This window comes from Fodinibius sp., assembly GCF_034521915.1.
Taxonomy (GTDB): Bacteria; Bacteroidota; Rhodothermia; order Balneolales; family Balneolaceae; genus Fodinibius.
The window spans coordinates 1-23,828 of sequence record NZ_JAXHLU010000006.1; the positions used below are offsets into that span (position 1 = coordinate 1).

Genomic DNA, 23,828 nt, shown 5'->3' on the forward strand with positions numbered 1-23,828 from the left:
ATGGTTTAATAGATTTGCTAAGTTTTGGAAACTTAGCAAATCTTAAACGAATCAGCTTTTACCATAAACGGTAACAATACTTCCCCGCGTCACTTCATTTTCAGGAGAAACCAGGTAGGCAATTTGCCGGGCCAGCTGTTCGGGTTTGGGCCACTTGTCAAAATCGGCGTTCGGCATTCCTTCACGGTTTTGGGGCGTGTCGATTACCGATGGGGCTATGGCGTTGACCAGGATGTCATCTTCCACTACTTCAGCGGCTAACGATTCTGTGAGTGCGGCCACGCCTGCTTTGGATGTGGTATAGGCCGTCATGCCAGCACCTTGTCGTGGTTCCAGTGCGGGACGTGCGGCAATGTTGACAATACGTCCACCGTTGCCCTGATCTTTAAAATGCTGAACAGCAGCACGACAACTATTATAGCAGGTTACGAGATTCATATTAATCTGCTTCATAAATCCAGCTTTGTCGGTGTCTTCGATAGCGCCCATTCCAAATCCACCGGCAATGTGAATGGATCCCCAGAGTGGACCGTTGGAAGCAATGGCATCCTCAAAAAAAGATTGTGCCTGATCTTCATCGGTAAGATCTACACCTACTTTGGTGAATACATCGTCGTGATCAGAAAACTCAAATGAGTCCAATTCATCTTGATTAAAACAGGGCACGCTGCATTTGGCTCCTTCATCAATTAACAATTGCACAACGGCCGTGCCCAGCGATCCGGCACCGCCTGTAATAATGATGTGTCCATCGGAAAAATCCATAGTAATTTATTTAGTTTGATATTGAACTAAAATAACAAGCTGTCATGGTAATTCATTCAAAAAATAATACTAAAAGGGAGACTAAAAACCGGAAAACAGAAGTTTATGATAGAGGCCTTTGCAAAACCTTACTGTCATTGCGCCTTGTCCTGCCCATGCGGGGAATGCAATGAGGCGATCTCCTTTTATTAGCTTTGATTAGGAGATTGCCTGCCTATGCCGAAGCTTTCATAGCATATTAAGTTATCTTTCATAGAAGGCTCCGGGTAGGCAGGCTTCTCAGGCTCGCAATGACAGGCTCGATGTACTGGGTTTTGCAAAGGTCTCCCATAGTGGAATAAGAGATCAGTCAGCAGTAGCTGAAAAAATATCATGGGCCGTTTGTATGGCCTTGTTGGGACCAACAAACACAACATGATCACCCTCCCGAATTTCGGTTTGGCCACGAGGTACTACAAAATCGTCGTCCCGGATTAGGGCAGCTATGACGCATTGTTCAGGAATATCGATGTCCTGTATGATCTGGCCCACCACTTTGGCGTTCTTTGGAACTTCCATATCAATCAAACTTGCAATCCCACTTTCAATTTCGAAAAGATCGGCAACACTGGGACGGTCAAGGTGATTTTCCACCATGGCTGAGGTGGCATAGGGAGCGCTTATACAAACAATGCCATTATCCTCAAGCAGAGATACATACGATGGATCCCGGGCTATAGCAATCACATGATCAATACCCAATCGTTTGGCCTGGAGTGCCATGATAGAGTTTCGCTCATCGTCATTGGTAGCAGCAATAGCCACATCCATTTTATGAGGTTCCACTTGTTCAAGGATTTCCTGTTTGGTGCCATCACCATGGAAGATGGGGACATTATAGCGTTGTTCCAGTTCCTCGCACGTTTTTTCATCCTGTTCAATAAAGGTTATTTGGTATTCTGATGAACGAAAGACCATGCGAAATTCGTCTTGTTTCAGCAGGCGATCGGCAATATTACTGCCCAAATGACCGCCTCCAATGATGAGTACATTCATGTGAGGCCTCCAATAAGCTTGAATTTTAATTTTAATGCGTTGTATAAATTCCGGGATCCCACTCAGATCTTCGCGGTTGCTCGGTTGCAAAAGATAAAGCACGCCACCAATAGCCGTCAAAATAGTGCCTAAGAAAAGGCTTTGGGGATCTAACGTTGGCACGAAAAACCAGCAGGTAATAATACCTAATATAGGAACGACAGGGTACAATATAATTTTAAAAGGTCGCCGCAGGTTGGGCATGTGCTGGTGAAGGGCAATGACGGCATAATTTACAATACCGATGGCAATCAGGTAACCAAAGCTACTTGCTGATGCAAGTAGTCTTACAATACCGGATGATCCAAGTACGGCTACGAGCCCGGCACAGACAAAAAGGGCAATATGAGGAGTTTTATATGTAGAGTGAAGCCGGGCAAAAATGTTGGGAAAGTGACCGTCGCGTCCCAGCGCAAAAAGCACGCGCGAGCTGGCCCCCAAAGTAACACTAAAAGCCGAAAGACTTGCCATAATGGTTGCAATAATACCGGCCCAGCGTCCCCATGCCCCGAATAGCACGTCAGCAATATAGATAAATGGCGTACTTGTTTGAGCTAAATCGGTATAGTGTACTACACCCATCATGACCCAAAGCAAAAGTACGTAAATGGCAATGCCCACGCCGAGTGTGATAAAAATAGCCCGCGGAATATTTTTTGCCGGTTCGATGATTTCTTCGGCTGCCACGGTAATCAGATCAAAGCCGACATAGGAGATGTAAATTAATCCCATAGTAGGAATTAAGGGTCCGTATCCCATAGGGGCAATGGGATCAAGATTTGCCGGTTCCACATGGAAAGCGCCAAGTACGCCCACGCCCACAAGCACAATCAGCTCAATGATATTCATTACTGCGATAAAGGTAAGTGCTTCGGCCTGTCCCCGTAAGTTGATGAGCGTAAAGACAACGGTTGTTAGAGCAACGATAAGAATAACACTTACCTCCGGCAGAAAATAGTTTTTGATAGTAAGTGCAAAAATAACGGCATACAGGGAGCAGGCTAATGTGTTGCCAATCCAAAAAAACCATCCGGTAAGAAAAGCAACGGGGCGTGGCAGCGTTCTGCTGGTGAATGAATATCCGCCGCCGGCAATGGGAATTGCTGCCCCCAACTCACTATAACTGAAGGCTGTGAATAAGGTTAGTAAGCCCATGGCAAGATAAGCGATAATGCCGAGTGGACCGGCCGATTCGGCAACCTCGCTGGGCAGTGCAAATACACCGGGACCCATCATGGCTCCAATCCCGATCATCACCGCCATGAACAGTCCAATATTTCGCTTAAATCCTGATTGTTCTGCCATAGGATCTTATTTCGTGATATTAAATCACCGGTATTTTAAAAAGTGTTTCGTTTTCTATATAGAAATATAGGAGAGATAAATAAATGGCAGTATATCTATTTGAGTTCTCATCGTCAATGATGAAAGATAGTTCGATGTAAAAGTAGGCTCGCAATCACAAGTGCCATTTCTGCTCCTGTCATTTCGAATAAGATTGGTAAGCAATCGCATGGAGGAATTTTTGGAAGCAGGAAAGTGAGTTTAATGATGATAGATTCCTCGACTACGTTTTACTTCGCTCGGAAGGTTATGGTTAGTAGGCCAGCAAAAAAATACCGGCTCCAATCATGGTGCCGGCCCCAATGGTTAAAGCATACCAAAAGCCAAGCTCGCGTCGTAAATCAGCCATACATATAAAATATTAATCTGAACGAATGAGCGGGAAAGTTATGAATTTCTCTCAATATCACAATATTAAGCTTATTAATTTGAATTTAATGAAAAGCTTCACTTTCCGTACCTTTGATGATGGAATTAAAAATATTAAGAGCTAAAAATTAATTTCAAACACGATGGCACGAAAAACAGTAGAGCAGATGGCAGTTAACAATATTAAGACGCCGGATGGTGATCTGGACGTCGAGCGGTCCATGGAGTTCTTTTTGTATTTCCCAACCGAATGGGACGCCCATGTAACCGAATCCTGCCTGATGAATTTGCAGTTTGATACCTCGGTGCATTACTCGGAATCGTCGGATAATTGGTTGTGTCTGGCAAAGAAAGAGATTAAGCCTACATCGGATCGCCTGTTGGAGCTTAAGAACTTTTTTGAGCGTTTGGCTAAAGCTAAAAACGGCAGCTATGATGGCTGGGGCACTACAGTTATAGAAGATAAATCCGACATTGTATAGCGAATATCACATCAGAAGAATTAGTTCTTAAAAGTTTAGAACCTCGATAAATAGATGAACATTTTTGCAGTAATTATTTTAGCCACGCTGGCTATCGATTTTATACTGAACTTGGTGAGCGACTATCTGAATTTACAGTCGCTGGATGAGGGACTGCCCGAAGAATTTCAGGATGTGTACGATGAGGAGACCTACGATAAATCCCAGCGATACACGAAAGAACGAACCAGGTTTGGAATCCTGACATCAGTATTTAATCTGGCATTATTACTGGTATTCTGGTTTGCCGGTGGATTTCAATGGCTTGACGAAATCGTTCGCAGCTGGGAGCTCGGCGTCATCTGGACCGGCCTCGTGTATATTGGGATTCTTATCTTTGCCAAGCAAATACTATCGCTGCCCTTCAGCATTTATTCCACATTTGTAATTGAAGAGAAGTACGGGTTTAACAAAACCACTCCTAAAACTTTTGTTTTGGATTTACTGAAAGGATTGGGATTAAGCATCGTGCTCGGCGGTCCGTTATTGGGCGGTATTCTGGTGTTCTTTACGTTTATTGATCAGTATGCATGGCTGTATGCCTGGGGCGCTGTTACGGTCTTTACGCTCTTTATACAGTTTATCGCTCCAAAGTGGATTATGCCCATCTTCAACGATTTTGAGCCACTCGAGGATAGCGATCTCCGACAAAAAATACGTGATTATGCCGACAAGGTGAACTTTGCGATGGAGGGCGTCTATGTGATGGACGGCTCCAAGCGCAGCAGCAAGTCGAATGCGTTTTTTACTGGCTTTGGAAAAAATAAGCGTATTGCCCTCTATGATACGCTGATTAATAATCACGAAGAAGATGAGCTGGTCGCAGTGTTGGCGCATGAAATTGGTCACTATAAGAAAAAGCACATCATCAAAAATATGGTACTCAGCATTGCCCAGACGGGAATCATGTTTTTCCTGCTATCGATCTTCCTTAATTCGGAGGGACTTTTTGATGCCTTTTATATGGAGCAGATGTCGGTGTATGCCGGACTTATTTTCTTTGGTATGCTCTATGCGCCCATTGATATGATCGTCTCTCTCTTTATGCAAATTCTGTCACGGAAGTATGAGTTTGAAGCAGATGAATTTGCTTCTACAACCTATAAAAAAGAGCCGATGATCGAAGCGCTGAAAAAGTTATCCAAGGATAACCTATCAAATCTGACGCCCCATCCATTTTACGTGTTTTTAAACTATTCGCACCCTCCGGTGCTCGAGCGTATAAAAGCAATTAGGGCCACAGATTAACCCTGATATTGTGAGTTTCGTCCCGTAGTAGAGTTACAAAACGAGAGGTGGGGTTACTATTCTGTCATCTCGATCGTAGGGAGAGATCTTTGTTTTCGATAAATAACGGTAGGCTAAAACATGGATTTCTCAATTCGCATAACTACATTCGAAATGACAAGATGCTGTTTGCAAGATCAATCTCCCACTACTGCGTTATTTCCTACGCTAAAGCTTCGGAAATCAAGAAAACTCTGTAGTGCAAGCTAAATCTCTCTTCTCCCACCGAATTCCTCGGGGCACGCAAGAGGGACTTTTAAGCTGATAGTTTAATGAAAAAATCTTAGCATAGGTGGAAAAAAGGATTGAAAATTATAAATTTTGTTTTCTAAGTGTCTTAGTGGTAAAGAAGAAATAACAAATAATAGAAATAGATCTTTGTCTAAATGACAGACAATCAACTAAATACTGAACTACTCTGGCAAAAGTTCAGCGATCAGGTGCGGGGTTTTATCCGCTCCAAAGTATCAAGCGATGAGGTAGCCGAAGATATCCTGCAGGATATCTTTATTCGCATACACGAAGGTATTGGAAATCTTAAACATGAGGATCGCGTACAATCGTGGGTTTTTGGTATTGCCCATCGGGCGTTGGCTGATTATTATCGTCAAGAGGGCAGGGATAAAGAAGAGCCGGCCGGGCCTGATATTAAAACAGGCGGTGATAAAGATTTTATTTTTGATCTAAACGAGTTCGAGGGTGAGCACGATGTCCACGAAGAAGTACTATCCTGGCTCATTCCGATGATTGATGAGTTGTCGGAAAAATATGGAAAGCCGCTTAAAATGGCAGATGTGGAAGGAAAAAAGCAGCAAGAAGTGGCCGATCATCTGGGATTGTCGCTTTCGGGAGTAAAGTCCCGAGTACAGCGGGCACGACAAAAATTGGGCGAAGTGCTGGCAGCCTGCTGTGAGGTACAATTCGGGGAAGAAGGACGTGCGGTGGCCTATCACAAATTTAAAGATGAGAGTGGAGAAGAGCCTTGCGAGGATTGTTGAAATTAAATTTCCCTTTGACTGGTGATATTTTAGCTGATATGTCCATTTTTTGTCACCAAAAAATAGACGAAAAAAGTGCCGGGGGAATCGTAGATTTTGTTTTTTAAAATTATCATCTCTGGGATTGTTCTTAAGCATAAGTAGTTATTCTAAACTTATCTTTCCCGCGATTCACCCCGGACCCCCTTTTAAAAGAACCTTGAATTTTAACTATGGTTGTAATTAGGTCTAAGAATTGTGTGCTTAGGCCAAAAGATGCGAGTGTAGATTTTATACCGGTTCAGAGTGAATACATATTTTTCAAATGAAGAAGGACCATTAAAATCTACGCATCTTGCCGGCAGAAGCTGGTTCACAATTCTTCAGTCTTGATTTTTTAGTTCCTTTTGTATCAAGACAAAAGGGACACTGGAAAATTAGTTTAGGATATACCGTTCGTTTTTTGGTGACAAAAAATGAACGGAAACTTACACCTTCATAAATCTGTGTAATCAGATTAATAAAAAAAATCTGAGTTAATTTTGCGTCTTTTTCGGTTGGTCTACGACTACATAGGGTGAAGACATATGAATAATCATCCTAAACCAAAAAAGGAGATCATTATGAAACGCATGCACGTAATGTTAAAAGTAAATGACCTTAACGAATCTATTGAATTTTATAGCACCCTCTTCGGCGTTGCTCCGACCAAGCAAAAAGAAGATTACGCCAAATGGATGCTCGACGATCCCCGTGTTAACTTTTCGATTGCCGAGCGTGAGGGAGTCAAAGGTATTGAGCACCTCGGTATTGAGGCCGAAACTGAAGAGGAACTTCAGGAACTGCGATCCAATATCGATCGTACCCACGGACTGAAACGTAATGAAGGAGAAACGACCTGCTGCTATGCCAACTCCGACAAAACGTGGATTGCCGATCCCCAGGACGTGGAATGGGAGGCCTTCCGTACCTTTGGCGAAAGCGAAGAGTACTACGCCGACGAAGAGGTCGCTTGTTGTTAGTAAACTTTGGCCCGGTTCCATGTCGAATGGGATCGGGCTTTTTTAAATTGCAGTAACTTTACGACCTTTCCCTTATACAGTTTTTTCTTCTGCCGAATAACGAAGAAAATTATAATCACAAATTAAGACATAATTTTTTCTCGGTGTTCTGAGTGTCTTAGTGGTAAAAAACATCAAACTTATGCATAAAGAAACTAAAGCTATACACGCCGCTATGGAAGTGGCAAATAATAATCCCGATATTGTGCCACCGGTGCATCGCTCTACGGTGTATCAGTTAGATAAGAAAGGTCGAAGCGAGGGGGACTGGCACTATACGCGGCTCGAAAATCCCAATCGCGTGCAGTGGGAGCAAGTGTTAAAAGTAATGGAAGAGGGCGAAGCGGCTGCTGCTTTTTCGAGTGGAGTGGCGGCTGCATCAGCAGTACTTCGAACGTTGCATCCGGGAGACCATATTATTATCCCCGAAGATGTGTATGCGGGCAACCGTAAACTGGTTAACAAGTTGATGAAGCCCTGGGGCTTACAGGCCGATTTTATTGATATGACGGATCTGCAAAATATTGAGGATCATATCAACGAAAGTACAAAGCTCATTTGGATAGAAACGCCTTCGAATCCATTGTTTAGTATGATGGATATTGAAAAGATTAGTGAGTTAGCGCATGATAATAAGGCCATTACTTGTGTAGATAATACCTGGCCGACGCCCATAAATCAGATGCCGCTTAAGCTAGGAGCCGATCTGGTGGTACATTCTACGACCAAATATTTTGGAGGACACAGTGATATTTTGGGCGGAGCAGTGATAGCGAAAGAAGAAAATGAACAATTTGAGAAAATTCGATTGGTTCAGCGCGTGGGTGGGGCGGTTCCTTCGCCAGATGACTGCTGGATGCTGGCTAGGAGCACGCGAACGATGCCGTATCGTATGAAAGGTCATAACCAGAATGCCGAAACGTTGGCACGATTTCTACAAAATCATCACAGGGTAGAAAAAGTATTTTATCCCGGTCTCGCCACTCATGTGGGACACGATATCGCCAAAAAACAGATGAGCGGATTCGGTGGAATGATTTCCTTTCTAATTGATGGTAATGCCAAAGAGGCTATTAAGATTGTGGGCCGGTCTGAGCTAATAAGTCGGGCAACCAGTCTGGGTGGGGTAGAAAGTACGTGGGAGCATCGCCGCAGCAGTGAGGGTGAAGGCTCTATAACTCCAGAAAATCTCATTCGCATTAGCGTAGGCTTGGAACATGCAGATGATCTGCTGGAGGATTTGGAAAGGGCATTGGCATGATAAGTATTGCGTAATGCGTATTGATTAATATTACGCAATACGAACTACACATCGACTAGCTTATGTCCAGAACTGTTTTCTACATAAAACTGATCCACTCTCTGCTGTTTTTCCTGATTGCAGTAAGTACGATTTATGTTTTTATCACGGCGGCGCTGGACCAGGTGAATACGCTTACCTGGTGGGCCTTTGGAGTGGCAATTGTAGAGCTGTTAGCTTTATTGCTGAATAACTGGCGCTGCCCGCTTACTGATTTGGCTGAACAACATGGCGCTGACGTAGGGTCGGTGGCAGATCTGTTTTTGCCGCGATGGCTATCCGATCGCCTGTTTGCTGTTTTTGGGATTCTGTTTGTTGCCACTTGCCTTCTGTTAGCTTGGCGATTATTGACTTAGCTATTCTATAAAGTAACTTTAGAATACTTATCAAGTTAACTAATTGGTTACTTAAATATGCGTTTTGCAGTTCTTAATATTTTGATCTAACCCCATTTATTGTGATCTTTGAGAGCTGATTTCTGAATATTGAAACCAGCATTTTTATTGAAGGTATTTATATTCAAATTTTTAATAATATAATCTGAGTAACGATGGCCAGAGTTGAAGTAGAAATGCCCCAGATGGGCGAATCGGTAATGGAAGGGACTGTCATTGAATGGGCGAAAGCAGTCGGTGACAAAGTGGAAGAAGATGAAACCCTTCTGGAAATTGCTACCGATAAGGTGGATACGGAAGTGCCCTCACCCCAAGCCGGAATCCTCATCGAAATTTTAGCCGAAGAAGGTGACACTATTGAAGTGGGTCAGGCTATTGCGGTTATTGAAACTGATCCTGATGCAGCGGATACTTCTGATAGTGGAGGTGGAACTGCTGAAGAAACTGAAGCTCAAGAGCAAGCCGAAGAAAGTCAGGAAGATAAGGAGTCACAAAAAGAAGAGGAAGTAGTGGCAGAGGAATCATCCGAAGAAGAAACAGGTGGTGAAGATGTCGAGGAAGAGGGCGAACGTATTGAGGTTCAAATGCCTCAGATGGGCGAATCGGTGATGGAAGGAACGGTCATCGAATGGGCGAAAGCAGTCGGTGATGAAGTGGAAGAGGATGAAACGCTTCTTGAAATATCTACTGACAAGGTAGATACGGAAGTGCCTTCACCACAGGCCGGTACGCTGGTAGAAATTCTGGTCGAAGAAGGCGACACCGTTGAAGTTGGTCAGACCATTGCCATTATCGCAACCGGAAAAGCAGCGTCAGCTTCGGCCGATACGAAAAGTCCTTCTACTGATGATACCCAGAAAACGAAGCAAGAATCAGCATCTACACAGAAAACAGAACCACAGCCTGCCGCAAAATCGGCCAGCACGAATAGAGCGCCATCCGGCGGTGGGTCTGAGCCGCAACGTATAGGAAGTGACGGACGATTTTACTCTCCACTGGTGAGATCCATTGCAAAGGAGGAAGGAATTTCTCAGGAAGAGCTGGAAAGCATTGAAGGTTCAGGTCAGGGCGGACGTGTAGCCAAGGAAGATGTGATGAATTATCTCGAAGAACGTAAAGCTGGCAAGGCTGAACCTGCTGCTGCAGAAGAAAAAGCTGGACTCAGCAAGCCGAGCACAGAAAAAGCGGCCCCTGCACAAGGTGAACAGCGTTCTATTTCTGCCGGAGAACTTGATATTGAGCGCCCAACACAAAATGTAGAGCGTATCAAGATGGATCGCATGCGCAAGATGATTGCTGAACACATGGTTAAATCTAAGCAGACTTCTGCCCATGTGACCACCTTCTCAGAAGTTGATGTAACGAAATTAGTGCGCTGGCGCGAAGCCAATAAGCAGGAATTCAAAGAGCGAGCGGGCGTTAAATTGACCTATACTCCACTCTTTATTGAGAAGATTATACAGGCAATGCGCGAATTTCCACTTATTAACAGTTCAGTGGATACCGAGAATGATGAGATTATACTAAAGCGCGACATAAACTTTGGACTAGCCGTTGCGCTGGGCGAAGGTGGTAAGGGCGGACTGATTGTACCGGTCATTAAGAATGCACATGAGAAGAATCTTGTGGGCTTGGCGAAATCGGTCAATGATCTGGCTATGAAAGCGCGCAATAAAAATCTGAGTCCTGATGACCTTGTGGGTGGTACTTTTACGCTTACCAACTATGGAAGCGTAGGAAACCAAATGGGAACACCTATTATCAACCAGCCGCAGGTTGCCATTATGGGAACGGGTGTTATTGAGAAGCGTCCGGTTGTTCGCGAAACATCCGAAGGCGATGTTATCGCCATTCGTCATATGATGTATCTCTCAATGAGTTATGATCACCGCATTGTTGACGGTGCTCACGGCGGTGCGTTCCTCAATCGTGTTAAGGAACTTTTGGAGGATTTTGATCCCGATCGTGCGGTTTAATAATAGAACGCGGATTAAGCGGATTCGTTAGATAGTCATTGATCAGTATATTTAAATGCTTTTTGTGATGATCCGCTTACTGGTTGATAACATAACTGCATGTCATGCTGAATTTATTTCAGCATCTGATAATTTATAATAAGGATCCTGAAACAAGTTCAGGATGACACGGAATTTTAAAGTGGTATGAGTCTTGTACCGCTTTTTCAATTAATCATCTATGAAAGCAATTCGCAGTATTGATGACATTCGTGAAAAGGTACGATCCCTCAAAAAAGAAGGGAGTACCGTTGCATTTGTACCTACGATGGGCGCCTTGCATGAGGGACACCTCTCGCTGTTTCGCTTGGCTCAGGAACATGCCGATGAAGTCGTCGCCTCTATCTATGTAAATCCGGAGCAATTTGCACCCGACGAGGACTTTGAGGAATATCCGCGAGAGCTCGAAAACGATTTGGCAAAATGTGAAGAAGAGGGCATTGCCGCTGTATTTGCTCCTACGGATGACATTATGTATTCTGGGAAACAGTATTTGAGCATCGAAATTGACGAGCTCAATGAATATATGGACGGCGGCTCGCGTCCCGGATTTTTCGAAGGTATCCTGCTTGTAGTGAATAAGCTATTCAATATTATTAAGCCCGATTTTGCGGTGTTCGGCCAAAAGGATATTCAGCAGTTTCGTATTCTGCAGCAGATGGTGAAGGAGTTTAATCACGATGTGGAATTGATTATGGGTCCCATTAAACGGGCTAATGATGGTTTGGCACTGAGTAGTCGTAATAAGTATCTGGATGACGAGCAGCGGAAGTTGGCTCCCGGCCTGTATCGGTCACTCCAATATGTGGGGAAGCAGATTTCTGATGGAGCGAAAAACGTGCAATTGTTGTTAGATCATCAGAAAAACGAATTGGAGGCAAAAGGTTTTAAAATTGATTATTTTAACCTGTTTTCTTTTGAGGATATGATTCCCATAGAAGATCCGGAGGCCGGCAGCAAATATATTTTGGCCGGAGCCGTTTACCTTGGAGAAACACGTTTAATTGATAATATCATTATTGAAAAATAGCTACGATCATGACGTTGACGATGTTCAAATCTAAACTCCATCAGATGAAGGTAACCGAGGCGAACCTTCATTACGAGGGAAGTATTACCATTGACAAAGAGCTGCTTGATGAAGCCGGTATCCTTCCCTACGAAAAAGTGCAGGTCGTTAATATAACTAATGGAGAACGCCTTGAAACCTATACTATTCCCGGTGAGGCCGGTTCGCGTGTTTGCTGTCTAAACGGTGCCGCGGCCCGAAAAACACAAGTGGGCGATCGGGTTATTATCATTTCTTATGCCGAGATGACGCCCGAAGAAGCTCAAGACTTCAAACCCAAGATAGTTATTGTAGATAAAAATAATGATCCCAAAAATGTCATAGATAAGACAGAGTATGCCACCAAGTACGATCTCGAAAAAGGTATTGTAGATAATACGGTTATAGATTAGCATTTGAGTGCTTTTATTCAATTCGTTCACATCTCTTTATAAGAAACTCTTAGTTGTAGAAATAGAAATAGTCTAATTGTTAAGTATGGATAGTATCATCGGGGTTTATGGATTTTAATTTTAAGAATAAAGGCCCAAAAAAAGAACATGTAATTACTCCTTCACCCGAAGGTTTAGGTGCTTTTGGAGGAGTGTTTACGCCTTCCATTCTTACTATCTTGGGAGTTATAATGTATCTCCGTTTCGGCTGGGTAGTTGGGAATGTTGGCCTCATTGGCACCCTGCTGATCGTAACGATTTCTACATTTATAACTTTCCTGACAGCTCTATCGATCTCGGCTATTGCAACCGATCAGCGTGTTCGCATCGGAGGAGCATACTATATGATCAGCAGGTCGCTGGGGATTGAATCTGGAGGTGCTATTGGTATTCCACTCTATATAGCTCTGGCGCTTTCAGTGGCGCTCTACACGGTGGGTTTTGCCGAAAGTGTCGTTAGCGTTTTTCCGATGCTCGACTTTAAGATGGTGGGTATGATAACGACTATTTTGGTGGCAGGCCTGGCATTGGTTTCAGCAAAGGCTGCTATTCGAGCGCAGTATTTTATCATGTTTGGCATTGGATTATCCCTTCTTTCGCTGCTCTTTGGGAGTCCTATAGAACAATCGAACGTAGAAATGTGGGGCGCTGCAGATCGTCATTCAGAAGGATTTTGGATTGTTTTTGCGGTGTTCTTTCCTGCTGTTACGGGTATTATGGCAGGAGTGAATATGTCGGGCGACCTCAAAGACCCTTCAACCGCTATCCCAAAAGGGACATTTTGGGCAATTGGCTTGGGATATCTGATCTATATGGGCTTGCCTATTTTACTGGCTAATCGGGCAGATGCTCTTACACTCATTGAAGATCCTCTAATCATGCGCAAGATGTCGTACTGGGGAGATGCCATTTTGATTGGAGTTTGGGGGGCCACGCTCTCGAGTGCGATGGGAAGTATTTTGGGAGCACCAAGGGTGCTTCAGGCCTTAGCAAGGGATGGGGTACTACCACGGTGGCTCCGATGGTTGGGTCGCGGTGATGGCAATGACGATACGCCAAGGTTGGGAACGGTGGTAACATTAGGTATAGCGCTCACGGCCGTATGGTTGGGCGATTTGAATATTATCGCCCCGATATTGACGATGTTTTTTCTGACAACTTATGGAGTGTTAAATATTACCGCTGGAATTGAAAATATGCTGGGCAGTCCCTCCTTCCGTCCAAAATTTAAAGTCCACTGGAGTTTGTCGCTATTGGGAGCCGTGGGATGTGTTGCCGTTATGTTTTTGATCAATACAATGGCTACAATAATTGCAGCGGTATTTGTGGTGATTATTTTTGTTTGGCTGGAGCGACGAGAAATGCAATCGGCTTGGGGTGATGTGCGCCGGGGTATATGGATGGCCATAACCCGAGCCGGACTCATGCATCTTGGTTCATCTTCCGAAGCGAAGACCTGGCGTCCACATCCTCTTGTGTTATCGGGAGCCCCGACGAAGCGGTGGCACCTTATCGATTTGGCCTCATCAATAACACATAACAGGGGGATTTTGACTATTGCATCTGTTATTACCAGCGAAAATATAACGATAGAACGGAAACAACTACTTGAAGAAAATATCCGCAACTTTTTACAGAAAAGAAGTATTCAGGGATTGGTTAGAGTTTCCAGTGGAAGCGATGCTTTCCAGGGGGCCAAAGATTTGGTGGAAGCTTATGGCCTTGGATCTCTGGTACCGAATACCATAGTATTGGGAGACAGCGGTAATGAAGAAATTCGTGATAAATACTGTGATATGATCGCCAGCTTTCATGCTCAAAACAGAAATGTTGTTGCGGTACACTATAACGAGGATATGGAATTTGGTGATCGTCAACGTATTGATTTATGGTGGGGTGGGTTACGAGGCAACGGCGGACTAATGATGATACTGGCCTACCTACTGCAAAGCAGCCGCAAGTGGTGGGATGCAGAGGTTAATATAAAGATGGTTGTGGATGATCAGAAAGGAGCAGCAGATGCGGAACGTAATTTATCTCAGATTATGGATAAAATTCGTATTGACGCAAAAGCTGAGGTATTGGTATCAGAGGGGAGGACATTTAACGAAATTTTTCATGAATCATCGAAAGGAGCCGATTTGGTTTTTATGGGGATGGCCGAGCCCGGAAAAATATCGGAAGATTATGTCACTTATTATGAAAAACTCCAAAATAGACTGGAGAACCTTCCTACTACTATTATGGTGCTGGCCGGAGAGGAAATTTCGTTTGGTGAAGTGTTGATGCAGCAGGATACTTTTCAAGAGGACTAACTTCGTTAAAGCATAGTGCAATCAATTCGAGTTTAGAATAAAAATCTTATTCCATTCAACGGTATAGGTTGTATTGGGTCCTTTTGGCTGTAAAGAGGCGGTAATTGACCAGATATTATCACTTAATTTTTGCCCTTCTAAAACACCATTTCCTACTTTTAGAGCTCCAATTATGGGGCAAAAACAGCTTCTTTGAAAATAAACATTGGCATTTGTCAACTCTGCCCCTTCAAGTGAAAATGTTGAACTTTCGGGTGGTATCTGAAAGTAGACCGTGGTGATACTCCCTCCATCCATAACATTAGGGGGAGGAGTTACTCGTTTTTCATAATGAAAAACCAGGTTATTTCCCGGCCGAGATGAAACATTAAGGAGCGTTTGAGTACTATCTTTGGTAATCTGTCTTATAGTCGTATCAGCGACTAATTGTTTATCTTTTTGGAAGGAATAGGTGTAGGTTTCTTCGAACTCTTCGTTTTTTGATAAGTCACAGCTGACGATAAGGATGGAAAAACATCCTAAAAGAAACAGCTTTGAATAGTTCTTGAAAACTGACATTGTCAGCTAATATTTGATTTACCTCCTTTTAACAGTTTAAACAAAAATCTACAGAGGATGAATGTAATAGAGAAGCCATTTTTTGATTGAAGCACGCCATCCAAATAGCTATAATAGTTTTGAATAAAACGAGGCCTTTGCAAAACCATACTGTCATCGCGCCTTGTCCCGCCCATGCGGGGAATGTAATGCGGCCTGCCTGTATGCTGAAGCTTTTGTAACATCATAAGCCATATTTTATAGAAGGCTCCGCGCAGGCATTGCTTCGCAGGCTCGCAATGACAAGTTCAATTTTTCGGTTTTTGCAATTGCCTCTATAACATGAGTTATATTTATTGAATGTCTTTGAAGTTTTACTGAATATCTTAAATAAATCCACTCTGTCTATGAAACGGTTATTACTTCCTCTCTTTGTCATTATTCTGTTCCCTCTTACGACGGTTGCGCAATCAGTACAACCTTTTACCGGCATGGATGTGTTCGAACTGCAATGGGTTGAAGACCCACAAATATCACCGGATGGTGAACAGATTGTTTATGTTCGCCGGAGTATGGATAAGATGAAAGACAAGCGAATTTCCCGTCTCTGGCTAATGGATAGCGATGGTTCTGATCACCAAAAACTTACGAGTCGTGATGTCAACGAAAGCAGTCCGCGATGGTCACCGGATGGCAGCCGGATTGCCTTTACCTCTTCATCAGAAGATGATGGCAGTGAAATTTATATCTATTGGATGGAAAGTGGCACTTTATCTCGAATTACCCAGCTGGAGAAATCACCGAGTGGCATAACCTGGTCGCCCGATGGAAAGCAACTGGCGTTTAACATGAAGGTCCCGGAGTCGAATCCTAAACTAACAGATTCGAAACAACCGCCGGAAGGAGCCGAGTGGGCAGATAATCCTCGCGTAACGACTCGACTTAATTACGAGTCCGACGGCTCCGGCTATATTGATCCGGGTTTTACGCATATTTTTACCGTACCGGCCGAGGGTGGGGCTCCTCGTCAGATTACTGAAGGTGATTACCATTACTCAGGTGATCCCGTGTGGAGTGCCGATGGAGAGCAGCTATTCTTCTCCGCAAATTTAAACGAAAATTGGGAGCATGAACGTCGGGAGTCGGAGCTGTATTCGGCGGATGTGGAAAGTGGTGATATTGAACAGCTTACTAACCGAAACGGACCAGATTACAGTGCAACGCTATCACCCGACGGAGATAACAATTGCGTACTTGGGATATGATGACAAGGTACAGACGTATCAGATAAGTCAGCTTTATACGATGGACACAGATGGCAGCAACAAGCAGGCGATTGAGCTGAATTTGAATCGAAGTATCTCATCTATCCACTGGGATAAAGACGGACAAGGCCTTTATTTTATGTATGATGATAAGGGCAATACGAAAATTGGTCATACAACACTCGACGGAGAAACGTCGGTTGTAGCCAATAATGTTGGCGGAACAACGGTAGCACGTCCATATGGCGGTGGCTCGTTTTCAGTGTCTGAGAATGGAACTATAGCTTATAACGAAACGACGCCCTACTATCCGGCGGAGCTGGCAACGACATCCAGAAATCAGAATGAGCGGACGAAGCTTACTGGGCTGAATGATGCGTTGCTGGATTATCGAGAACTCGGGCAGGTGGAAGAGATTTGGTACGAAGCTTCGGTGGATGGACGTCAAATTCAGGGTTGGATTGTAAAGCCGCCAAATTTTGATCCCGATAAAAAATATCCGCTGATCGTCGAAAATCACGGCGGACCTATTTCTAACTACGGCGACCGATTTTCTCCTGAGATTCAGCTGTATGCTTCGGCCGGATATGTAGTCTTTTATCCCAACCCGCGCGGTAGTACTGGTTACGGTGAAGAGTTTGGGAATTTACTCTATCACGATTACCCGGGTAATGATTATCATGATGTAATGGATGGTGTAGAAACAATGCTTGAGAAAGGCTATATAGATGAGGATAACTTGTTCGTAACCGGCGGAAGTGCCGGCGGTACGATGACCTCGTGGATGGTTGGCAAGACCGATCAATTCGATGCTGCGGCCGTTATCAAGCCGGTGATGAACTGGATTAGCAAGACGCTTACGGCGGACAATTATTATGGCTATGCCAACTACCGCTATCCGGGTCAACCGTGGGAAAACTTTGAGGAGTACTGGGAAAATTCACCAGTTTCCTTGGTTGGCAACATCGAAACGCCCACGATGGTGATGGTCGGAACTGATGATTTGCGAACGCCACCCTCAGAGGCAAAGCAGTTATATAGTGCTTTGAAGGTTCGTGATATTGAGACCGCCTATGTAGAGATGCCGGGCGCGTCCCATTTTATTGCTAACCGCCCCAGTCAGCTGATTGATAAGGTCAATAATATTATTGCTTGGTTTGAGCGGTATCGCACGGATAAATAAATTGAAGTAATAGTAAATAAACCCGCAGGGTTTTAATAAGAGCAAATTTCGGATTATAAATTTTATTTATTGTAAACCCTGCGGGTTTGGAATTGTACTAAATAAATTGGCCACAAACTGGAGGTCTGTGAGAAGTAGATAAACCCTCAGGGTTCTGTACAATATCATAGCTTGTTTAGGCTAAAAAGCTTGTAAACCCTGAGGGTTTAAAGAATATTAGCTGTAGTTCGGCAGCAGCTCGAAGAACTTAGCCGATGTATGAATGCCGCGGTAAAAATCTTTAAGCGCAAACTTTTCGTTGGGCGAATGGATGGCATCACTGTTGAGGCCAAATCCCATTAAAATAGACTGGACGCCCAATACTTTTTGGAAGTCTGCAACAATAGGAATCGATCCCCCTTCACGGGTAAACAGTGGTTCTTTATCATACACGGCTTCAAACGCATCTGCTGCGGCTTGCAACCCATAGAATGATAGATCGGTAATGGCCGGATGTCCGCCGTGATGCTCGTTTACTTCAACGGTAACCGTATCCGGAGCCAGCGATTTAACATGCTCTTTAAAGAGCTTTGCAATTTTCTTGGGGTCTTGGTCAGGAACCAGCCGCATGCTCACTTTGGCACCCGCCTTGGCTGGTAGTACGGTTTTGGCACCTTCACCCTGGTAGCCGCTCCAAAGACCATTCACGTCCAGCGTAGGACGAGCAGAAGTGCGTTCCAGCGTATTGTAGCCTTTTTCGCCTTTAAGGGCTTTGAGACCAAGCTTCTCCTTGTATTCTTCTTTGTCAAAAGGCAATTTAGCATAGGTTTCGCGATCGTCTTCGGTTAGCTCAATGACATCATCATAAAAACCGTCAATTTGGACAACACCGTCATCATCTTTTAGCTGGGCAATAATTTCGCAGAGCACATTGGCCGGGTTATCGACTGCACCGCCATAAACCCCGGAGTGCAGATCTCTATTGGGACCCTTAACGTTAATTTCCATATAAGCAAGTCCGCGCAACCCATAGGTAATAGATGGTGTATCTTCAGCAAACATAGCGGTATCAGAAATGAGCACCATGTCACATTCGAGCAAGTCCTTATGTTCTTTAATAAATGGGACCAGATGAGGAGATCCGATTTCCTCTTCCCCTTCAAAGATAAACTTAATGTTTACGGGGAAATCAGTGTCCGTTTCTTGATAGGCTTCCAGCGCTTTCACATGAGTATATGATTGTCCTTTATCGTCAGCGGCACCGCGGGCATAAATATCGCCATCGCGCACAGTGGGATCAAAGGGAGGAGTATCCCATAGATCTACGGGATCGGGCGGCTGCACATCGTAATGACCGTAAACCAGCACTGTAGGCTTTGATTCATCAGTAATCAGCTCACCGTACACAATAGGATTGCCTTCCGTTTCAAAAACTTCAGCACGGTCAAGATCAAGGCTGTTGAGTTTGTCGAGCAAAAAATTTGCGGCATCAATGACCTCATTTTTGTATTCCGAATCGGTGCTGATGCTGGGAATGCGCAGAAAGTCGAATAGCTCATGTTTAAACTGTTCTTTATTAATGTCGATATATTCGGAAACTGTTGACATAAGAAAATAATCTTGAGTTATGGTGTTGCGTATTTCGTATTGCGTAAAGTCAGGTTACTACGCATTACGGAATACGCAAATACTTCCAATCAGAGTATAAGTATCTCGCTGTTGGGAATCCATCCATATAAGCCATTGCTCATGCGAACGTATGTCCATTCTTGTCGTGAATCGCTTTTTCGATGATCAACAGTAAACGTATAGCCTTCGTAAGCGCGGCTGACAATAGAGGCTTCCTCAGCAGGTTCTGCCAAAACGGACACCTTTTCCGTTACCATTACCGCCTTGCTGTATCGTTCACTAATATATTGGGTGTAAAAGCTGGAGGCGATAATGAGCAGTGCAACTACAATGAGGGAAAGTCCCCCGATGCGTAATACCTTGGGATAGGCCTGCAGAAACCAGTGTGCAATAAATATAAATACCCCGATATTTAGCGTAATGATTCCTATCAGTAAAATATTTTCAGCTCCGATATGTTCCTGGAGCCAGCCAGTAGCTATATCCCAGGGAAGTTTAGGTAGTACGGCTGATTGGCGGCTGAATCGTGATTCCACAAACTGCAGTGCTTTTTGAGCCTGCTGCTCCGTTTCTTCAAATTGGGAAGCTTTCAAGAAGTAATACTTTGCCATTCCCAGCGAGTCGATACGCTGATAGCTAATTCCCATGTTTAAAAATAGAGCACCGGAGACGGTGTTTCGATCTTCCAGCTTTTGATATGACGAGATGGCCTGTTGATAGTTACCTTCCTGGAGCATTTCATTGGCATTATCAAAGAGGGCCTGAGCATTTTGCTGAGCAAAGCTGAGGGCAACAAATCCTCCGAAAAGAAAAAGGAAAAGAAATATTTTTGGAGTTCGATTAGTAAACACAATTACAATACTTTTTGTAGTTTTTCGAGCGTACTTTCTGCTAGGCCAACATGCGATTTAAGGTAAGCATGAGTAGTATTGGGGGCGTAACTGATGGTAGCACATTTTTCCAGCAGCATGCGTACGTTTTTAACCAGATTCTCTTCGATGTCTTGTTCTTTTAGCGCTTCTATATAATCTTGGTTGGACAATCCTGCTTCGGGCATATTCAGTCGATCACTGATGAAGCCTGTTATTGCTTTTTGCAGCAGGTTATAGGCCTGTTTGATATCTCCCTGTTCGGACACTTCGATAGCTTTTTTGAGGCGTTGCTGTGCTTTGTCGGATGCTTTGACCGATCGGGCAAAGGCCGTATCCGTTTGCATTTTCTCGGCATACGATTTTCGCCAGTATGCTACTCCTGCAATGATAAGTGGTATAATTAGTCCTGCCCAGAACCACCATATTCCCAATAGATCTGCCGGCTCGGGTGATATGACAATCCAGCTGGCAAGACCTGTAACAGGAGAAACAGGAAATTGTCCGGAGTTTTCAGAAGCGGCTATAACGTTCGGATTCTCATCAATTGAAAAGGTAAGTGCTTCGAGAGTGGTGGTAATATATTGGCCGCGTGATGGATTATAATACGAAACTGTTTTTGAGGGGATGGTATAGTTGCCCGGTGAACGAGCAATAATAACATCAGTAAATGATTTGCTGCCGCTAATAGTACTGTTTCTGCGATCCAGCCGCGTGTTTTCTTGGGGTTCGTAAATTTCAAGTCCATCGGGTAGATCGTAATTGGGTTTCGAAATAAGCGGGATGTTGCCCGATCCTCTTACGCGCGTCTCAATTTCTATAGATTCACCAACAAGGGCATTGCTGGTACTGATACTTCTGGAAATATCAAAATCACCAACCGCACCAAGATAGGTGGCGTCATCGGTCGCAGAAAGGGCTTGGACATCTACCGTTATGGGATCACTGGATAGCTCAACCTCACGCTGGTTGCTGCCAAATCCGCTGAAGAAACTGCTGAAGGGATCGTTGCCGGATCGGGCCGAACGGACGGCAACAACAATTTTATAGGGACTAATTTCCAGTTCGCCCGATTTAGTGGGGAATAACGAAAATTGCAGCAGGCGCGCTTTTCGATACCGGACGCCATTTAAAACAGTAGATTCGGCCCGTGGGCGTCCGGAGTTTTCCAGCTCTTCTTTCCAAAATCCTTCGGCCTTCCATCCGGGTACGGGTTGGTATGAGTTGACTTCTAATCCATCCCTGAAATATAAAATGACATCAGTAATAATTTGCTGTCCCGTTACCGGTTGTTTGTCAGATACTTCGAGCTTTAGAAAAATATCAGGTTGCTCTGACGAATCTTCTGACGTAGCCGACTCTTTACTGTCAATAACATTAACCCGAATGGGATCAGTGGCATACGTTTCTCCATCAATAGAAACGCTGACGCTGGGTAATTGGAACTCCCCTTGTTTTTGGGCAATAAGATAGTAGCTGTAGGTGTATGAGACCCTGCTTTGACCGTTTATATAGCTGTAACTACGAGAAGTGGAGGGATTATTGCTCAGTAGGCGAAAGTTTTCAAACTGGGGAAGATCGGGTCGGGATACATTGTTGAAGTTGCCACTTATTTCAATCGAAAGGCTAACACGTTCACCGGTGTAAATAGTAGTCTGAGATAAGCTGGCTTCAACAGAAACATTCGATTGAGCCCAGCTGAATGGACTCCCGAGGAGTACGAAAACCAGAAAAAAACCGACGGTATAAAATGATTTACCAATCTTTCTCATTGGAACTTTTACTGGACTCCGTTTTCTGTTTTTTAAATTGTTTAAGCAGTTCTTTCTCTTTCTGTTCCAGGGCTTTTAATATTTTTTGTGCTTGGGCCTTACTCATCTTTTGGGGCTGTTGTTGTTTATTCTGCTGGTCCTGATTTTGCTGATTCTTTTGGTTCTGCTGATTTTGTTGATCTTGCTGCTGTTGATCTTGGTTTTGCTCATTATTCTCTTGCCGCTGGTTTTGTTGGTTCTGTTTATTTTTATTTTGCTGATTCTGTTGCTCCTGAAGCTTTTTCTTGGCAAGCTCAAAATTATGTTTTGCATCGGCATCCCCTGCCATGTAACGAAGCGACTTTTTAAAATAATCTACAGCCTTACCCCACTTCTGATTATCGGATAATACCTTTCCAATGTTGTAATTGGCTTTAGCTTTTTCCTCGGTGCTGTTGGTCATCGATTTAAACTGCTCAAAGGTACGAATAGCTTCTTCGCTTTGTTCCGATTTTGCCAGCGCCGACGCTAAGTTGAAATAGAGTTTTGCATTTTCTGGATCGGCGTCAATCGCCTTTTTGTATAGCGAGATAGCCTCCTCGTAGTTACCTTCATCATAGGCCTCATTGGCCTTGCGGGCATCTTCGATGGAGGCTCCCAGCAATAAAAAACTTATCAGCAAAGCCCAAACGTATCGCATTGTATTCTCCTTATTTATTATTCATCACATTAACGAAAAAAGAGAACTGAAAATTGCAAAGTTAGTCCATCTGCTCTGCAATGGCCAGCGTTTCGTCATCCATTTTCATATTTGTAAACACATTAGATACATCGTCATTATCTTCAAACTTTTCTATCAGCTTAAAGTTTGACTCAGCCACATCAGATTCCACTTTCACTTCGGTCATGGGGATGCGAATAAGCTCGGCCGACTCAATATCGTAGTCCATTTCTTCGAGCTCATCATTAACCTGGTACATCGATTCTCGACCGGTTGTTACATTCAATACCTCTCCATCGGTATCAATATCTTCGGCACCGGCATCGATAGCTTGCAGCATAAACTCATCTTCATCGATTTCCTGATCCTGATCTTCCTTTTTTATACGGATCATCCCTTTCTGTTCAAACAGATAACCGACCGATCCGTCCGTACCCAGGTTGCCGCCGTGGGATGAAAAGATGTGACGAATTTCTCCCACTGTGCGATTGTAATTATTAGTCGTTACTTCAATAAAATAGGCGATACCACCGGGACCATATCCCTCATAGGTAGCATCTTCATACTTGCCGTCGCCTTCATCGAGTTCACCAGTGCCTTTTTTTATGGCTCGCTCGATATTATCCTTGGGAACATTATCGCTCTTGGCATTATTGATGGCTGTATCAAGCCTTGGATTCGTTTCCGGATCGCCGCCCCCTTCGCGTGCAGCAACAGAAATTTCACGCAGATGTTTGTTGAAAATCTTATTCCGCTTTTTGTCTTCTTTCTTTTTTTTATGCTTTATATTAGACCATTTGGAATGACCAGCCATAGGTTGATATCTATTTATTGAACAAAATGTGTGTCTGGGTGTAATGGATATCTAAAAAATACTAAACCTTAAATATAATAGATAACTGACTTTGCACCTAATATCGGATTGTAGGAAATGAGATGTACTGTTATTTTGTTGTGAGAAAATGTTAAAC

General features: G+C 43.8%; 20 protein-coding genes. 12 read left to right on the top strand and 8 right to left on the bottom strand.

Annotated features, from left to right (window positions below):
* Positions 1–51: 51 nt before the first annotated feature.
* Positions 52–765, bottom strand: a complete 714-nt coding sequence (locus U5J89_RS05485) for an SDR family NAD(P)-dependent oxidoreductase (protein WP_322574602.1) — start codon at positions 763–765, stop codon at positions 52–54.
* Positions 766–1,110: 345 nt separating this feature from the next.
* Positions 1,111–3,144 (bottom strand): amino acid permease, encoded by a 2,034-nt coding sequence (locus U5J89_RS05490; protein WP_322574603.1) that lies wholly within the window; start codon positions 3,142–3,144, stop codon positions 1,111–1,113.
* Positions 3,145–3,695: 551 nt separating this feature from the next.
* Between U5J89_RS05490 and U5J89_RS05495 the strand changes: the two genes are divergently transcribed.
* From U5J89_RS05495 to U5J89_RS05540, 10 genes are all read left to right on the top strand, one after another.
* Positions 3,696–4,034, top strand: coding sequence for a ribonuclease E inhibitor RraB (locus tag U5J89_RS05495; protein ID WP_322574604.1), 339 nt, complete (start codon positions 3,696–3,698; stop codon positions 4,032–4,034).
* Between the two features lie 54 nt (positions 4,035–4,088).
* Positions 4,089–5,321: a M48 family metallopeptidase gene (locus U5J89_RS05500; protein WP_322574605.1), complete on the top strand. Its 1,233-nt coding sequence runs from the start codon at positions 4,089–4,091 to the stop codon at positions 5,319–5,321.
* Positions 5,322–5,746: 425 nt separating this feature from the next.
* Positions 5,747–6,358: a sigma-70 family RNA polymerase sigma factor gene (locus U5J89_RS05505; protein ID WP_322574606.1), complete on the top strand. Its 612-nt coding sequence runs from the start codon at positions 5,747–5,749 to the stop codon at positions 6,356–6,358.
* Between the two features lie 602 nt (positions 6,359–6,960).
* Entirely contained in the window at positions 6,961–7,359 is a 399-nt protein-coding gene (locus U5J89_RS05510; RefSeq protein ID WP_322574607.1) for an ArsI/CadI family heavy metal resistance metalloenzyme, read from the top strand.
* A gap of 181 nt (positions 7,360–7,540) precedes the next feature.
* Positions 7,541–8,659, top strand: a complete 1,119-nt coding sequence (locus U5J89_RS05515; protein WP_322574608.1) for an aminotransferase class I/II-fold pyridoxal phosphate-dependent enzyme — start codon at positions 7,541–7,543, stop codon at positions 8,657–8,659.
* Positions 8,660–8,721: 62 nt separating this feature from the next.
* Positions 8,722–9,054 (top strand): hypothetical protein, encoded by a 333-nt coding sequence (locus U5J89_RS05520; protein ID WP_322574609.1) that lies wholly within the window; start codon positions 8,722–8,724, stop codon positions 9,052–9,054.
* Positions 9,055–9,248: 194 nt separating this feature from the next.
* Complete coding sequence (gene sucB, locus U5J89_RS05525) at positions 9,249–11,069, top strand: 2-oxoglutarate dehydrogenase, E2 component, dihydrolipoamide succinyltransferase (protein ID WP_322574610.1); 1,821 nt, start codon at positions 9,249–9,251, stop codon at positions 11,067–11,069.
* 220 nt (positions 11,070–11,289) lie between these two features.
* Positions 11,290–12,138, top strand: a complete 849-nt coding sequence (panC, locus tag U5J89_RS05530; protein ID WP_322574611.1) for a pantoate--beta-alanine ligase — start codon at positions 11,290–11,292, stop codon at positions 12,136–12,138.
* Between the two features lie 8 nt (positions 12,139–12,146).
* Positions 12,147–12,569 carry an aspartate 1-decarboxylase gene (gene panD / locus U5J89_RS05535; protein WP_416208499.1) on the top strand — a complete coding sequence of 141 codons (423 nt, stop codon included), beginning with the start codon at positions 12,147–12,149 and terminating at the stop codon, positions 12,567–12,569.
* A 107-nt stretch (positions 12,570–12,676) separates the two neighbouring features.
* The gene (locus U5J89_RS05540; protein ID WP_322574613.1) at positions 12,677–14,923 is read left to right on the top strand and encodes a Na-K-Cl cotransporter; all 2,247 of its coding nucleotides are present in this window, start codon (positions 12,677–12,679) and stop codon (positions 14,921–14,923) included.
* Positions 14,924–14,944: 21 nt separating this feature from the next.
* Here the strand turns inward: U5J89_RS05540 and U5J89_RS05545 are convergent, their stop codons facing one another.
* Complete coding sequence (locus U5J89_RS05545; RefSeq protein ID WP_322574614.1) at positions 14,945–15,481, bottom strand: hypothetical protein; 537 nt, start codon at positions 15,479–15,481, stop codon at positions 14,945–14,947.
* 386 nt (positions 15,482–15,867) lie between these two features.
* Here U5J89_RS05545 and U5J89_RS05550 point away from each other — a divergent pair, with 386 nt between their 5' ends.
* Both U5J89_RS05550 and U5J89_RS05555 read left to right on the top strand, forming a co-directional pair.
* Entirely contained in the window at positions 15,868–16,725 is an 858-nt protein-coding gene (locus U5J89_RS05550; protein ID WP_322574615.1) for a DPP IV N-terminal domain-containing protein, read from the top strand.
* A complete protein-coding gene (locus U5J89_RS05555; protein ID WP_322574616.1) occupies positions 16,676–17,908 on the top strand; it encodes a S9 family peptidase in 1,233 nt (410 codons plus the stop codon). Before U5J89_RS05550 ends, U5J89_RS05555 begins: the two co-directional genes overlap by 50 nt.
* Before the next feature lie 216 nt (positions 17,909–18,124).
* Here the strand turns inward: U5J89_RS05555 and U5J89_RS05560 are convergent, their stop codons facing one another.
* The 5 genes from U5J89_RS05560 to U5J89_RS05580 all read right to left on the bottom strand — a co-directional run bounded on the left by U5J89_RS05560 (position 18,125) and on the right by U5J89_RS05580 (position 23,671).
* Complete coding sequence (locus U5J89_RS05560) at positions 18,125–19,495, bottom strand: dipeptidase (RefSeq protein WP_322574617.1); 1,371 nt, start codon at positions 19,493–19,495, stop codon at positions 18,125–18,127.
* Positions 19,496–19,584: 89 nt separating this feature from the next.
* On the bottom strand, positions 19,585–20,367 hold the full coding sequence (locus U5J89_RS05565; RefSeq protein WP_322574618.1) for a GW dipeptide domain-containing protein: 783 nt from the start codon (positions 20,365–20,367) through the stop codon (positions 19,585–19,587).
* 2 nt (positions 20,368–20,369) lie between these two features.
* Complete coding sequence (locus U5J89_RS05570; RefSeq protein WP_322574619.1) at positions 20,370–22,157, bottom strand: BatD family protein; 1,788 nt, start codon at positions 22,155–22,157, stop codon at positions 20,370–20,372.
* Positions 22,141–22,836: a tetratricopeptide repeat protein gene (locus tag U5J89_RS05575; protein WP_322574620.1), complete on the bottom strand. Its 696-nt coding sequence runs from the start codon at positions 22,834–22,836 to the stop codon at positions 22,141–22,143. The genes U5J89_RS05570 and U5J89_RS05575 overlap by 17 nt, the downstream gene beginning before the upstream one ends.
* Positions 22,837–22,897: 61 nt before the next feature.
* Entirely contained in the window at positions 22,898–23,671 is a 774-nt protein-coding gene (locus U5J89_RS05580) for a YebC/PmpR family DNA-binding transcriptional regulator (RefSeq protein WP_322574621.1), read from the bottom strand.
* Positions 23,672–23,828: the final 157 nt, after the last annotated feature.

Coding starts and splice junctions, on each gene's coding strand:
- U5J89_RS05485 (WP_322574602.1), bottom strand. CDS start 765: ATGGATTTTTCCGATGGACACATCATTATTACAGGCGGTGCCGGATCG.
- U5J89_RS05490 (WP_322574603.1), bottom strand. CDS start 3,144: ATGGCAGAACAATCAGGATTTAAGCGAAATATTGGACTGTTCATGGCG.
- U5J89_RS05495 (WP_322574604.1), top strand. CDS start 3,696: ATGGCACGAAAAACAGTAGAGCAGATGGCAGTTAACAATATTAAGACG.
- U5J89_RS05500 (WP_322574605.1), top strand. CDS start 4,089: ATGAACATTTTTGCAGTAATTATTTTAGCCACGCTGGCTATCGATTTT.
- U5J89_RS05505 (WP_322574606.1), top strand. CDS start 5,747: ATGACAGACAATCAACTAAATACTGAACTACTCTGGCAAAAGTTCAGC.
- U5J89_RS05510 (WP_322574607.1), top strand. CDS start 6,961: ATGAAACGCATGCACGTAATGTTAAAAGTAAATGACCTTAACGAATCT.
- U5J89_RS05515 (WP_322574608.1), top strand. CDS start 7,541: ATGCATAAAGAAACTAAAGCTATACACGCCGCTATGGAAGTGGCAAAT.
- U5J89_RS05520 (WP_322574609.1), top strand. CDS start 8,722: ATGTCCAGAACTGTTTTCTACATAAAACTGATCCACTCTCTGCTGTTT.
- sucB (WP_322574610.1), top strand. CDS start 9,249: ATGGCCAGAGTTGAAGTAGAAATGCCCCAGATGGGCGAATCGGTAATG.
- panC (WP_322574611.1), top strand. CDS start 11,290: ATGAAAGCAATTCGCAGTATTGATGACATTCGTGAAAAGGTACGATCC.
- panD (WP_416208499.1), top strand. CDS start 12,147: ATGACGTTGACGATGTTCAAATCTAAACTCCATCAGATGAAGGTAACC.
- U5J89_RS05540 (WP_322574613.1), top strand. CDS start 12,677: ATGGATTTTAATTTTAAGAATAAAGGCCCAAAAAAAGAACATGTAATT.
- U5J89_RS05545 (WP_322574614.1), bottom strand. CDS start 15,481: ATGTCAGTTTTCAAGAACTATTCAAAGCTGTTTCTTTTAGGATGTTTT.
- U5J89_RS05550 (WP_322574615.1), top strand. CDS start 15,868: ATGAAACGGTTATTACTTCCTCTCTTTGTCATTATTCTGTTCCCTCTT.
- U5J89_RS05560 (WP_322574617.1), bottom strand. CDS start 19,495: ATGTCAACAGTTTCCGAATATATCGACATTAATAAAGAACAGTTTAAA.
- U5J89_RS05570 (WP_322574619.1), bottom strand. CDS start 22,157: ATGAGAAAGATTGGTAAATCATTTTATACCGTCGGTTTTTTTCTGGTT.
- U5J89_RS05575 (WP_322574620.1), bottom strand. CDS start 22,836: ATGCGATACGTTTGGGCTTTGCTGATAAGTTTTTTATTGCTGGGAGCC.
- U5J89_RS05580 (WP_322574621.1), bottom strand. CDS start 23,671: ATGGCTGGTCATTCCAAATGGTCTAATATAAAGCATAAAAAAAAGAAA.